Source organism: Sporomusa acidovorans (assembly GCF_900101845.1).
In the GTDB taxonomy this organism is placed as follows: Bacteria; Bacillota; Negativicutes; order Sporomusales; family Sporomusaceae; genus Sporomusa; species Sporomusa acidovorans.
Map to the genome: position 1 here is coordinate 122577 of NZ_FNAM01000001.1, position 13773 is coordinate 136349.

Genomic DNA, 13773 nt, shown 5'->3' on the forward strand with positions numbered 1-13773 from the left:
GTTGAAACAGTATATTCAAGCCCATATGCTCCCAGGTATGTCTATACCCGTGATTGACGGGATTTTTCATATCACTTATGTATTAAATCCTGGAGCTGCCTTTGGCATTTTAGAAAATCAGCGCGTATTTTTCATTGTTATTGCATTGTTTATGTTGGGGCTTGCCTTTTATTTTTTTAAACACATTCCCAAAAAATTTATGCTTATGCGGTTAGGGTTAAGTTTGCTTGCCGGTGGAGCGATTGGCAATGTTATTGACCGTGTGCAAACCGGCTATGTAATAGATTTTTTAGACTTTCGTATTTGGCCGGTATTTAACTTAGCCGATATGGCGATTGTAACTGGTGTTGGCTGTGTCATATATACCCTCGTTTTTATGTCCTTTCCGACCGAAGATCAAGAAAGCTCAAGATAGGAGGATACTGTGGAGCAAAATCAAAATAACGACACTATCACATCAATAGTTGAAGTCGCAGCAGCAGAACAGGGCCTTCGGCTTGATGTATTGCTAACAAACCAATTTACTGAATTGTCACGTTCACATATACAAAAGCTTATTGCGGATGGTCTGGTAACAGTAAATAGCAAAACGGCCAAAGCAAACTATAAAGTCCAAGCTAAGGATAGTGTAATTATAATTTTTCCTGCGGCAAAACCAGTTGAAATTTTACCAGAATATATTCCGCTTGACATTCTTTATGAAGATTCTGACATAATTGTTATTAATAAACCACGCGGCATGGTTGTTCACCCCGCCGCCGGCAATTACCAGGGCACGCTGGTCAATGCATTACTTGAGCATTGTCGGGATCTTTCAGGAATAAACGGTGAAATTCGGCCAGGTATCGTACACCGCTTAGATAAGGATACTTCTGGCGTTATGGTCGCCGCTAAGAATGACTATGCCCATCTTAACTTAGCTGAACAAATTAAAAATCGTACAGCAAGCCGCAAATATATTGCTATTGTTCATGGCAATATTGCGGAAGAACAGGGAATAATTAATGCCCCCATTGGCCGGCATCCATCAGATCGCAAAAAAATGGCCGTTACGTTCGAACATAGTAAACAAGCAATAACTCGCTTTTGCGTTGTTGGGAGATTTACCAATTTTACATTGGTCGAGTGCAAATTACAAACAGGTCGCACTCATCAAATCAGAGTTCACATGCAATATATCGGCCACCCTGTTGTTGGCGATCCCAAATACGGTCCCGAAAAAAAGCATTTTACCATAAAAGGCCAAGCCCTGCATTCGGCAGAACTGTCGTTAAAACATCCGGTGACGAAACAAGATATGTTGTTTACTACGCCAATGCCATCAGATATGGCTGACATACTCAAACAATTACAGGCAATGAAAAGAGAGGAGATATAAATGTATGGCAAAACTAGTTAATATGGTAGATAAAGCGACCATCATGGATGCACAAGCCATTAAACGTGCCTTAACCCGGGTATCTCATGAAATTGTTGAACGCAACAAAGGAGTCAGCGATGTAGTACTTGTCGGCATCAGGACACGCGGTGTTCCGCTGGCTAAGCGAATAGCGGAGGAAATCAAGCGAATCGAAGGAGTTGATTTGCCTGTCGGCGTGCTTGATATTACTTTATATCGGGATGACTTATCCACGTTAGCGTATCAACCCATTGTTCATGAAACACTTATCCCATTTTCTATTAACGATAAGAAGGTTGTGCTTATTGACGACGTGTTGTTTACTGGACGCACAGTACGGGCGGCGCTTGATGCCATCATTGATATTGGCCGGCCATCAGCCATTCAGTTGGCTGTACTCATTGATCGTGGTCATCGTGAGCTTCCCGTTAGAGCTGACTATGTCGGTAAAAATGTACCGACTTCACGCAAAGAAATAGTCAGCGTACAGCTGACTTCAACAGATAACAATGAACAGGTTGTCATCAAGGAACTTGTTGAGAATTAAGAAACCTTGAAATGAATGTCTCTTCCGGGGTAACATAAATCGTGTTTTGATGATCGTAAATAACAAACCCCGGTTTAGTTCCTGCAGGTTTGCGTACATAACGGCGTTTGGTATAATCAACGGGTACATTGGCTGATTGCCGACTTTTGCTGTAGTATGCGGCTAACAGCGCGGCCTCTTTAATTGCCTGGGGCGAAACCTCACGGTTTTCACTGCGAAGAATAACATGGGAACCAGGAATATCTTTTGTGTGCAGCCAAATATCATCAGGGCGAGCCTGTTTAAAAGTAACTGTGTCATTTTGTCGATTATTTTTACCGATAATAACGGTAAAACCGTCACTAGTACGCCCGGAAAGTGGTTGTATGGAAACCGCTGGCAAATGTCGTTTGTCGGCTGTTTTTATATATCCGGCTGTAATTAGTTCCTGGCGAATTTCGTTAATTTCCGCACTTACATGGGCATGGAACAAGGCTACTGTAATGCTTTCTAAATAAAGAATGTCGTCCTGACATTCTTTAAGCTGACTTGCTAAATGCTCTTCAGCCCGCTTGGCCTTATTGTATTTCGTATAATATTGCTGCGCATTTTCAACGGGTGATAATGCAGGGTTTAGGGTAATGGTAACCTCTTGCGGTTCATCCATCTCACTGTAGATGTCCACTAACGTCTGTTTGTCAGAGCCAGGAGTGACAGCATACAGATTAGCCATGATAATATCTCCGCATTTTCTATATTCGTCAGCATGTTCAGCTTGCGATAATTCATCGGCTAGCACGGCTTGTTTGCGGGTCAACTTTGCTAATTCTGCTGAAACCAATTTCGTCAACAGGTCTTTTGCCGGTAATGCCGGACGCCCTTTAAATTTATCAAAAAAGTCGACAGCAGCACTCATTGTGGGAAATTGATGAAGATTATACTGACTAAGATGTTCAGGAATAAACGCGGCAATCGCCAGTGGCTTATTTTCTCCCTCAACCACAACAGTGGGGGTAGGGGAACCGCCTTTTATCTGCCTGGCAATACTGGCAACTGCTTCACTTAATGCTTCTAGATCGGAGATATCAAGATTGTTTATACTGATATCTGGAGAAAACCCGCCCCGCCAGGCAATTTCTTTTGCAGTTAGCGGACCAATGCCAATTCCGGTTGCAATAATAGCTTTACTGAGGAAAGCGGCAGACGAGGCCATTACTTGCCTGCAAAACTCCTCAGAATCAGTCTTTAAGATACTCAAGCGATCTTGCCCTGGTGGATAAAGATACTCTTTACCAGGCAAAACCTGACGATGGCGGCTTACATGAGCACTCACTCTCTTGATGGCATCAATTATCGTGTTGTCCTGAAGCAAAATAATATTGCTGTATTTCCCCATTATTTCAATAACTAAGCGTTTCGTATAGATTAAACCGCGTTCACCACGCACATCAATATTAATATTGATTATACGGTCAAGGCTGTGCTGTTCAATGCTGGCAATCCGCCCATCTTCCAGATGCTTTCTGAGCAGCATACAAAAACTAGGAGCTACAGCCGGATTTTCCGGGATTTCCGTCGTGATAAACAATTTAGGTCGTTCCGGGTTTGCTGAAAGAAGAAAACGCAGCGTTTCTCCTGGCTGGCGCACCCATAACAAAAGCGAAAAAGGATCAGGTTGAAATACTTTATCAATGCGCCCGCCAGTCAATGCTGCATTAAGTTCACCTACAAGCGGTGCAAGCGACAATCCATCAATATTCATAATGTAACCTCCGCCAGTTAACAAAACGTGTAACAATTTGCCAATAGTATAACACTCATCGCAATAAACGGTCAAACCCGGTCTAATTTTACAGCCGCCAGAATACTATGATTAATATAGCAAAACACATGGTAGCGAGGTGGCTGCATGGATAAGGAAAAATGGTATACACGTACGTCAGATGAAGTAGTTCAATTCTGGCAAACCAGCTTTGTCGACGGATTATCTTCTGCTGAAGCAAAAGCCAGACTGGAAAAGTTTGGCTTTAATGAATTAGTGGAAAAAGAGAAAACTGCCTGGTGGAAAAAGTTTGTGGCACAATTTCAGGATTTTATGGTGTTGGTTTTATTGGGAGCCACACTGATATCTGCATTTTTGGGTGAATATGCCGATGCCATTACTATTTTAACTATTGTACTAATGAATGCTATACTAGGTTTTATCCAGGAATATCGGGCAGAACAGTCGCTAGCAGCCCTAAAAAAACTGGCATCGCCTACTGCTAGGGTAATTAGAAACGGGATGATTCAACAAATTCCTGCCAGAGATCTTGTACCTGGCGATATTTTAGTACTTGAAACCGGTGACAAACTTTCAGCTGATGGTCGCCTGATTGATGTCCATAGCATAGAAATAGAAGAGGCTGCCTTAACAGGTGAATCCTTGCCGGTTCGTAAAGTTGCTGACCGTCAATTTAGCGAAGACGTACCTTTAGGGGACAGAAAAAATATGGTCTTTGCAGGTACCAGCGTAGTCAAAGGACGGGGAAAAGCCGTTATCTGTGCTTCCGGCATGAGCACAGAAGTTGGTCATATTGCAGGTATGATACAGGCCACAGCGGAAGAAACCACGCCGCTCGAACGGCGTCTTGACCATCTTGGAAAATGGTTGGTTTGGGGTTGTTTGACTATTTGTTTGGTTGTTGTAATAACCGGAGTAGCAAAAGGCGAGTCTTTGTTTCTTATGTGTATGGCCGGTATAAGCTTGGCAGTTGCCGCTATTCCCGAAGGTCTGCCGGCAATAGTCACAGTTGCTTTGGCGCTTGGAGTGCAGCGGATGATTAAACAACGAGCTATCATTCGTAAGCTGCCGGCTGTTGAAACGCTGGGGTGTACTACAGTCATCTGCTCTGATAAGACTGGCACTTTAACGCAAAATGCCATGATGGTACGTCAGGTTTTTGTTGACAACAATCATTATGAAATTACCGGTGCGGGGTATGATATAAAAGGTGATATCCTGCTCAATCAACAACCTTTTGATGTAGTTAAAGATAAAGCTTTACAACAATGCCTGACAATAGGCGCCCTGTGTAATAACAGTGTTATAAAACAAAATAATATTGCAATTACCGGTATATGGCGAAACAAAAGTGAACCCAACTGGACAGTGGCAGGAGACCCGACTGAGGGCGCTATTATTGTTGCCGCAGCTAAAGCGGGTATTTGGCAGGCCGAGATTGAGAAGAAGCAAAAGCGAGTGGCTGAAATTCCGTTTGAATCCGAACGCCGCCGCATGTCAGTAGTGTATCGTGATACCAATAATAATAATATTCTTTATGTTAAAGGCGCTCCTGACGTTATTTTAGAATTATGCCGCTATTATCAGACGGCAGCAGGACCCACATCACTTACCGCCGATCATATTTCGCGTATAAATAGTATAAATGACCAAATGGCTTCACAAGCCTTACGAGTTTTGGCAGTCGCTTACCGCCGACTAACACCGGCTCAAGCACAAACTCCTGATGAGTCTTTAGAGAATGATCTAATATTTGCCGGTATGATCGGGATGATCGATCCACCGCGTGAAGAAGTTAAAGCCTCAATCGCTATGTGTCGCGAAGCCGGTATTAAAACAATTATGATTACCGGCGACCATAAAAATACGGCAATTGCAATTGCCCAGGAGTTGAGTATCTATAAAGAACAGCAGCATAAAGCCCTAACAGGTAAAGAATTGGATGCGTTAACCGACAGGGAACTTGACGCTATCGTTAACCGGGTTACCGTGTACGCTCGTGTTTCTCCTTCCCATAAGCTACGGATTGTGCGGGCGCTTAAGCGCCAGGGGCATATTGTTGCTATGACTGGTGATGGTGTTAATGATGCACCCGCAATTAAAGAAGCCGATATCGGCGTAGCGATGGGCCTTACCGGCACCGATGTAACTAAAGAAGCTTCCTCAATGGTTTTGGCCGATGATAATTTTGCCACAATTGTGGCAGCTGTTGAAGAAGGCCGTGGTATTTACGAAAATATTCGCAAGTTCATCCGTTACTTATTATCCTGTAATATTGGTGAAGTACTCACTATGTTTCTCGCAACACTTTTGGGGTTGCCGATGCCCCTTTTACCTGTACAAATTCTTTGGGTCAACCTTGTCACCGACGGATTACCGGCTATGGCGCTTGGTGTTGACCCCAGTTATCCCACAATTATGCAACAACCGCCCCGTCCTCCGGGAGAGAGTATTTTTTCGCGTGGACTAAGCCGCAAAATTATCGGGCGTGGTATTCAAATTGGTTTAAGCACACTTTTTGTGTTTAGTGTGATATACTATCTACAGAACGATTTGGCATTAGCCCGTACGGCAGCATTTGCTACTTTGGTATACTGCCAAATGTTTCATGTATTTGATTGCCGCTCAGAGACAGTTACCATCTTTGAACTTAAATTTACAACAAATCTATTCTTGCTGGCCGCCGTAACCTTTTCAACAATTATGCAACTTTCCGTAATGTACATACCTTTCTTAAGCGCGATTTTTTCAACTGTACCTTTATCTTGGTTTCACTGGACCCTTATCATATTAGTGTCAGGGTGGACGCTGATCTTAAACGCCTTTAAGCATTTATTCAGACATCGTCCGTCCCGCCGTGCCGTTATACCCCAAAGTCGATAAAAATTTCAATATTACTACCAGGAGGGAAAAAACTATGCAGTTTACTAAATGGCATGGATTAGGCAACGATTTTGTCATTGTCAATGGCATGAAAGAACATATTGCGGATTATCAAAAGCAGGCACTGGCTATCTGTGACAGAAACTTTGGAATCGGCGCTGATGGACTTGTTGTGCTGCTGCCATCAGCGATTGCTGATTTTAAAATGCGCATTTTCAACTCAGACGGCAGCGAAGCCGATATGTGCGGCAATGCCACTCGCTGTGTCGCCCGTTATCTTTATGAAAATGGTCTTATTAATAAAACAGTAATTACGCTCGATACCTTAGCGGGGATTATTACCCCTGAACTTGTATTTAAAGATGGCGTATTGCAAACAGTTAAAGTAAATATGGGAGAACCGAGATTAAGGCCGGTTGAAATTCCGGTTGTTGGTAGTTACGAAGAACCAATAGTAAACATGCCTTTAACAGTAGAAGGAGAGACTTTTACTATCACATGTGTTTCTATGGGGAACCCGCACTGCGTCATTTTTGTCAACGATATAAGCAAAATCAATATAGCACATATCGGACCGAAAATTGAAACACATTCCTTGTTTCCCAAAAAAACTAACGTTGAATTTATCCAAGTTCTTAACCGCCAAACAATTAGAATGCGGGTATGGGAACGGGGCGCCGGCATAACCAAAGCCTGTGGTACTGGTGCCAGTGCCGCGCTAGTGGCCTCAGTATTAAATAAGCACACTGACCGTCAAGCCACGGTTAAATTGGACGGTGGTGACCTTCTTATTGAGTGGGCTGACAATAACCATATTTATAAATCAGGACCGGCCGTAGAAGTGTTTCGCGGCGAATATTTGCTATAAGAAAAGACGGGGGCTTGTATCAAGCCTTTTAGGGTGCTAGCAACGCCCTAGTCGTTCTTACATACTATCTCAGAAAGGTTATATTGCTAATAATGCATAATAAGCCGGCTCTTATGGAGCCGCTTATTATTAGTTGATTTTTAATTTCAGAAAAAAAGGAATTTTTTATGCCTGCGCCTAATATTTATACGGCAAGATATATTGTCAGCGGAGGTGTTGAGATGAAACTCATTACTGGTATTCTCAGCTTAATCATCTTACTGTCTATTCCTTTGTCAACTAATGCAATCGCCTTAGTAAACAGGGACGTTATCCTGGAGGCGCAGGAGTATGGCACCAAACACAAGCAATTAGCCCTTACCGATTTTCTTCAGCCTTGGCTTGCTTATGAAGAACAGGCATCTGTTATTAATGCTAAAACAGAGAGGGCTTATTTGTACACTCCGTTTTTACTCTTAGCCAACGATGCTCGCGATAAAGCGAGAAACAATCAATCAGTCCAGCTTGCCGACAGTGAAAAAATTCTGGCTGATTATGCCGGTTGCCTGGTGTTTAGCTTAACAATTAACGGTAATAGTGAAAATTTTAGTAATGGTATGCGAGTTTTCATTAAGCAAGACAAGAAAATAATTAGACCTTACCATTCTTTAATCAATGCTCCTGCCAAAACATCCTGGCCTTCCGGGGAGCCCCAATTTATTAATTACTCCTATTTTTATTTTCGCGAACAAGAAATAAATTTAGATAACCCTATTATCTTGACAGTAACAACCAAAGATAAACAAGAACACCGTTTTTATTTCAATTTACCTAATTTTAAATAAAATTTTATCAATAAATGGAGATTATCTCCATTTATTTTTTTTATAGAAAAGGGATTTAGGATAAGCAAAGCGAAGTAAATGAAAAAATCTACGGTTAAAATCGTGTTATCCGCTAATAATAACATACGCAAAGGAAGGTGCAAAGTTCGTGCTCAAGAGTATGACCGGTTTTGGCCGGGGTGAGTATATCGACTTAAATTATCATATTGTCGCTGAGATTAAAGCGGTCAACCACCGCTATAATGAAATCGTTATCCGGATGCCTAAGACTTTAGGCAGCTTGGAGGATAAGATCCGTCGCACAATTGCCAGCAGTATTTTACGCGGACGGGTAGATGCTTTTATCACAGTTGATGAATATGGGGAAAAGAAAAGAACGGTAAGGGTTGACAAAGAATTAGCAATCGCTTACCATAATGCAATGAGAGAATTAGCTCAGATATTAGAAATGCCGGCTACCGATAGTATCTACCATATATCAAAATATCCGGAAGTACTTAAAGTGGTGGAAGTTAGTGAAGATGTAGAACAGTTGTGGCCCAAATTAGCAACCGCCATTAATGACGCAATCAGTAATCTGATGAAAATGCGGGAAGCCGAAGGAACTAATATTGAACACGATTTACTGGCACGAATCGACAAGCTCAACCTATTAATCGCCGCAATAGAAGACCGTGCGCCGCAAATTCTCGTTGAATACCGTGAAAAACTGTTGTCTCGCATACGTGAACTGTTAGCCTCTGTAGGGGCAGATCCTGATGAATCCAGATTGCTGCAGGAGACAGCCATTTTTGCTGACAGGACTAATTTTACGGAAGAAATTGTCAGACTCAAAAGCCACCTGTCCCAATTCCATACAACAGTGAGATCTTCCGAAGCTGTAGGACGCAAGTTGGATTTTATTGTTCAAGAAATAAATCGTGAAACAAATACGATTGCTTCCAAAGCCAACGATTCTACTATTGCCAATATTGTGGTAGAAATTAAAAGTGAAATCGAGAAGATCAGAGAGCAAATCCAAAACATAGAGTAGTAGTAAAAGAGCATTGCATTTTAAAATAGCCTATAAATGTATAGGAGGAGTCATAATGGATATAAAATTAATTAATATTGGCTTTGGCAATATTGTTTCGGCTAATCGGATTATTTCTATTGTCAGCCCCGAGTCGGCTCCCATTAAACGTATTATTCAAGAAGCTAGAGACCGTGGTATGCTGATAGATGCTACGTATGGTCGCCGTACGCGCGCTGTTATCATCACCGATAGCGACCATGTCATTTTATCAGCAGTACAGCCTGAAACGGTAGCTCACCGCTTAACCAGCAAAGATACGAGCGATGATACACCGGAATAAGCGTGGAAGGAGATTGCCGATGGCACAGGGTATATTGATTGTTGTTTCCGGTCCTTCCGGCACAGGCAAGGGCACTATTTGTCGGGAGTTACTGCGAAACAATCCCCATTTGAAATACTCAATATCTGCTACTACCAGACAACCAAGAGAAGGCGAAATTGACGGTGTAAACTATTTGTTTATCACCAAAGAAAAATTCAAGTCCATGATTGTGGCTGACGACCTACTCGAGTGGGCCGAAGTCTACGGCAATTTCTATGGAACACCCCGTCATTATGTGCTTGAACAACTAAATAAAGGATTTGACATTGTTTTAGAAATCGACACTCAGGGAGCGATGAAGGTAAAAGAGAAATTTCCAGATGGTGTTTATATTTATATTATTCCACCTTCGTTGGATGAGCTTGCTGACAGAATTTTTAAGCGTGGAACAGACAGTCTTGATGTCATAAAGAAGCGTTTAAATTGTGCCAGCAGTGAACTGTCTCTGGCTCAAAATTATCACTATATTGTGGTAAATGACCAAGTAACGGCAGCTGTACAAAAAATTGAAACCATTATTGCTGCCGAAAAATTAAAGGCAGAACGGAATACCACTTTGATTGATCACCTTTACCAAGCAGGTTATATCGATAAAAAAGCCTTCAATATGTAAAATAATAAGTAAGGGGAAACATTATGATTAATCCATCATTAGATGTACTTGTAAAAAAGGTTGACAGTAAATATACCTTGGTAGTATTAGCTGCCAAACGAGCACGTGAGATTATGGACGGACAACAGCCACTGGCCGAATCCAAATCCAATAAGCCGGTAACAATTGCGCTGGAAGAAGTTGCTCAAGGTAAGATTACTTATGAGCGCACTAAAACTGGTATTAAATAGGAGTAAAACATGTCTCAAGGTCTAAATGTTGTTATGGGAGTCTGCGGTGGCATCGCAGTCTATAAAGCAGTAGAGATTGTCAGCCGGCTAAAAAAAGCAGGCTGTACGGTTCACGTTATTATGACAAAATCTGCTGCGGAATTTGTTACGCCACTGACTTTTCGCGAAATAAGCGGCAATCCGGTAGTAACTACTATGTGGGAAGAGCCCAAAACATGGAATGTACAGCATATTGCGTTGGCTAACTGCGCAAATTTGTTTCTTATTGCGCCGCTGACCGCCAACGTTATTGGTAAAATAGCCAATGGAATTGCTGATGATATGCTGACAACTACCGTTATGGCTACAACAGCACCGGTGGTTCTTGCACCGGCCATGAATACAAATATGTTTCTCAATCCTGTTACCCAGCAAAACCTAACTAAGCTTGCAGGTTTAGGATATCATATTATTGAACCTGCCACAGGTATATTGGCCTGTGGTGCCGTAGGTCAGGGCCGTTTGCCGGAGCCACCGGTTATTGTGGATAAAGTGCTTTCCCTCTTACACAAACGCCAGGATCTACTAAATAAACGGATATTGATCACTGCGGCAGGTACGCGCGAACCGATTGACCCTGTTCGCTATGTTGGTAACAGATCGAGTGGTAAAATGGGTTATGCGCTGGCCGAAACAGCAGCAAAACGCGGTGCTGAAGTTATCCTTGTCTCAGGTCCGTCAAATCTGCCTATTCCACAAGGAGTAACCATAAAAAAAGTGGAAACGGCCGCACAAATGCATGCCGCAGTACTCAGCGAATTCGATACAGTTGATGTTGTCATTAAAGCTGCAGCTGTGGCTGATTATCGCCCAGAACTGATAGCTGAGCAAAAAATAAAAAAAACCGGTGATACGTTAACTATTAATCTGGTAAAGAATCCTGATATTTTGCGCGAATTGGGACAACAAAAAAAGCGACAACTATTAGTAGGCTTTGCCGCCGAAACGGAGGATCTTATCACTCACGCCCGGGAAAAGTTAACAAGAAAGAATCTTGATATGATTGTTGCCAATGATGTAACATTGCCCGGTGCGGGCTTCAACATTGACACCAATATAGTGAAAATTATACATAAAAACGGCACTATTGAAGAATTGCCGCAATTGAGGAAACAGCAAATTGCCGAAATTATCTTGGACAAAATTTGTATAATGTTGACAAAATCTATTTGATTTTTTACTATATTCATGTTAAAATTTTTTTGTTGTGAAATTGCATAAACTATACTCATCAAGAGTTGGTGGAGGGACTGGCCCGATGAAACCGCGGCAACCATTTAATACGGCAGGTATTAAAACGGTGCTAATTCCGGCGGCAAAGCCGCAAGATGGGAGTGAAACGTCACATCTCCCAAGCGGGAGTTTTCTTTTTTTTAATAGTTGAACTAGGAGGGATTGTAGTATGGAAAAAAAAAGGATGCTTTTTACATCTGAATCTGTAACAGAAGGCCATCCTGACAAAATCGCGGATCAAATATCCGATAGTGTACTTGATGCTATCATAGCGCAAGACCCAGAGGCACGCGTAGCCTGTGAAACACTAGTTACCACTGGTATCGTACATGTAGTAGGTGAAATTACTACCAAATGCTATGTCGATATTCCTAAAATTGTGCGCGAAACTATTAAAAGCATCGGTTATACGCGTGCCAAATATGGCTTTGACGGGGAAACCTGCGGTGTTTTAACATCTATCGACGAACAATCCCCGGATATCGCTTTGGGCGTAGATAAAGCTCTTGAGGCTAAACAGGGTGAAATGGATACCATTGAGGCGATTGGGGCCGGTGACCAGGGAATGATGTTTGGCTATGCGACTAACGAAACCCCTGAATTTATGCCGCTGCCAATTTCCCTAGCCCATAAACTGGCACACCGGTTGTCAGAAGTCCGTAAAAACGGTGAACTCAGTTATCTCCGTCCGGACGGCAAAACTCAAGTTACTGTTGAATATGAAGATGGCAAACCGGTACGTATTGATACAATCGTTGTATCCACCCAGCATAGTCCGGATGCTGACCGCCAAACAATTGAGAAAGATTTAGTTTCTAAGGTTATAACGCCGATAGTTCCAGAAAAACTGTTAGATTCCAAAACTAAATATTACATTAACCCAACCGGAAGATTCGTGGTAGGCGGTCCGCAGGGTGATGCCGGATTAACCGGACGCAAAATAATTGTTGATACGTACGGCGGCATGGCTCGTCACGGCGGCGGCGCTTTTTCCGGCAAAGATCCTACAAAAGTTGACCGTTCAGCTGCCTATGCCGCCCGCTATGTTGCCAAAAATGTAGTTGCTGCCGGCTTAGCTGACAAATGTGAAATCCAATTAGCCTATGCGATCGGTATTGCCCGTCCGGTATCAGTTATGGTGGAAACATTTGGCACGAACAAAATTGCCGAAGAAAAAATTGTTGAACTGATTAACAAGCATTTTGACTTAAGGCCAGCCGGAATTATCCAATCGCTTAACCTCAGGCGCCCAATTTATCGTCAAACAGCCGCTTATGGTCATTTTGGCCGAACCGATGTTGACTTACCTTGGGAACATATCGATAAAGCTGACATTCTTCGTAAGGAAGCTAATATATAAAAACAATTAGATATACCAGGCAAAGGGTACGTAGAGAGGTTTAGTGGTTGAATCAACTTATTAATTAATGGTCAATGGTAATACTAGTAGTGCTGGAGCTTAATTCAGTAAAAAGGAGGTATTCCATTGCCTACTCAGCAAAATACGAAACAGTCTGTGTACCGTGTCGGCGGTCTAAAAGGTGACCATTGCAGGGACCGTATTGAGCATACGCTGTCCCATCTTGATGGCGTCTCGTCAGTTAAGGTGGATTTAAGTGCCAAACAGGTTTCGGTTAACCATGATGAGTCCAGAACTTCTAGCGGATATATTGAAGAGACACTACAATCACTCGGTTATTCAATCCAAGGTCAGGAGTGAGCTAATGAAGCTTCATTTTTCTCCGCTAAGAAGGAAAAGAGTCAAGCGTTTTTATAAACGTCTGCCAATGGATACCGGACTTGATTGGGAAACCACCACACTATACTATGAAAAACCGGTAGCAGGTATTTGATTGATAAAAGCGAATATAGAATAATAGTTAATTAAAAAGGGGGGACTGAACAAGTCCCCTTCTCTTACATTATCAGAAAGGTTAACCTTTCTGATAATAAGTAAGAACGACTATACCCCCTAAAG

Annotated in this window: 15 protein-coding genes and 1 riboswitch; of the genes, 14 read left to right on the forward strand and 1 reads right to left on the reverse strand. The window is 42.3% G+C overall.

Going from position 1 to position 13773, the window contains the following annotated elements:
* Position 1: 1 nt before the first annotated feature.
* Genes lspA through pyrR form a run of 3 tightly spaced genes read left to right on the forward strand, consistent with a single transcriptional unit; the run spans position 2 to position 1946 of the window.
* Positions 2-415 carry a signal peptidase II gene (lspA, locus tag BLR65_RS00685; protein ID WP_245692265.1) on the forward strand — a complete coding sequence of 138 codons (414 nt, stop codon included), beginning with the start codon at positions 2-4 and terminating at the stop codon, positions 413-415.
* Positions 416-460: 45 nt separating this feature from the next.
* The gene (locus BLR65_RS00690; RefSeq protein WP_425441005.1) at positions 461-1378 is read left to right on the forward strand and encodes an RluA family pseudouridine synthase; all 918 of its coding nucleotides are present in this window, start codon (positions 461-463) and stop codon (positions 1376-1378) included.
* Positions 1379-1382: 4 nt separating this feature from the next.
* Positions 1383-1946, forward strand: a complete 564-nt coding sequence (gene pyrR, locus BLR65_RS00695; RefSeq protein WP_093791443.1) for a bifunctional pyr operon transcriptional regulator/uracil phosphoribosyltransferase PyrR — start codon at positions 1383-1385, stop codon at positions 1944-1946.
* Here the strand turns inward: pyrR and BLR65_RS00700 are convergent.
* Positions 1924-3687 carry an Rqc2 family fibronectin-binding protein gene (locus BLR65_RS00700; RefSeq protein ID WP_093791445.1) on the reverse strand — a complete coding sequence of 588 codons (1764 nt, stop codon included), beginning with the start codon at positions 3685-3687 and terminating at the stop codon, positions 1924-1926. The genes pyrR and BLR65_RS00700 overlap by 23 nt on opposite strands.
* A 147-nt stretch (positions 3688-3834) precedes the next feature.
* On the opposite strand from BLR65_RS00700, the gene BLR65_RS00705 reads away from it, so the two are divergent.
* From BLR65_RS00705 to BLR65_RS31665, 11 genes are all read left to right on the forward strand, one after another.
* Complete coding sequence (locus BLR65_RS00705; RefSeq protein WP_093791447.1) at positions 3835-6591, forward strand: calcium-translocating P-type ATPase, SERCA-type; 2757 nt, start codon at positions 3835-3837, stop codon at positions 6589-6591.
* 34 nt (positions 6592-6625) lie between these two features.
* A complete protein-coding gene (gene dapF, locus BLR65_RS00710) occupies positions 6626-7459 on the forward strand; it encodes a diaminopimelate epimerase (protein ID WP_093791449.1) in 834 nt (277 codons plus the stop codon).
* Positions 7460-7680: 221 nt separating this feature from the next.
* On the forward strand, positions 7681-8283 hold the full coding sequence (locus BLR65_RS00715) for a hypothetical protein (protein WP_143122460.1): 603 nt from the start codon (positions 7681-7683) through the stop codon (positions 8281-8283).
* A 148-nt stretch (positions 8284-8431) separates the two neighbouring features.
* Positions 8432-9316 carry a YicC/YloC family endoribonuclease gene (locus BLR65_RS00720; protein WP_093791453.1) on the forward strand — a complete coding sequence of 295 codons (885 nt, stop codon included), beginning with the start codon at positions 8432-8434 and terminating at the stop codon, positions 9314-9316.
* Between the two features lie 55 nt (positions 9317-9371).
* Positions 9372-9638, forward strand: a complete 267-nt coding sequence (gene remA / locus BLR65_RS00725) for an extracellular matrix/biofilm regulator RemA (protein WP_093791455.1) — start codon at positions 9372-9374, stop codon at positions 9636-9638.
* Positions 9639-9657: 19 nt separating this feature from the next.
* The gene (gene gmk / locus BLR65_RS00730; protein WP_093791457.1) at positions 9658-10293 is read left to right on the forward strand and encodes a guanylate kinase; all 636 of its coding nucleotides are present in this window, start codon (positions 9658-9660) and stop codon (positions 10291-10293) included.
* Positions 10294-10316: 23 nt separating this feature from the next.
* Positions 10317-10523 (forward strand): DNA-directed RNA polymerase subunit omega, encoded by a 207-nt coding sequence (gene rpoZ, locus BLR65_RS00735; protein WP_093791459.1) that lies wholly within the window; start codon positions 10317-10319, stop codon positions 10521-10523.
* 9 nt (positions 10524-10532) lie between these two features.
* Positions 10533-11735 (forward strand): bifunctional phosphopantothenoylcysteine decarboxylase/phosphopantothenate--cysteine ligase CoaBC, encoded by a 1203-nt coding sequence (gene coaBC / locus BLR65_RS00740; RefSeq protein WP_093791461.1) that lies wholly within the window; start codon positions 10533-10535, stop codon positions 11733-11735.
* A 52-nt stretch (positions 11736-11787) separates the two neighbouring features.
* Positions 11788-11897, forward strand: a riboswitch (SAM riboswitch).
* Between the two features lie 67 nt (positions 11898-11964).
* Positions 11965-13155, forward strand: coding sequence for a methionine adenosyltransferase (gene metK / locus BLR65_RS00745; RefSeq protein WP_093791463.1), 1191 nt, complete (start codon positions 11965-11967; stop codon positions 13153-13155).
* Positions 13156-13311: 156 nt separating this feature from the next.
* A complete protein-coding gene (locus BLR65_RS31660; protein WP_425441006.1) occupies positions 13312-13515 on the forward strand; it encodes a heavy-metal-associated domain-containing protein in 204 nt (67 codons plus the stop codon).
* A gap of 4 nt (positions 13516-13519) precedes the next feature.
* Positions 13520-13648, forward strand: coding sequence for a hypothetical protein (locus BLR65_RS31665; protein ID WP_373657728.1), 129 nt, complete (start codon positions 13520-13522; stop codon positions 13646-13648).
* Positions 13649-13773: the final 125 nt, after the last annotated feature.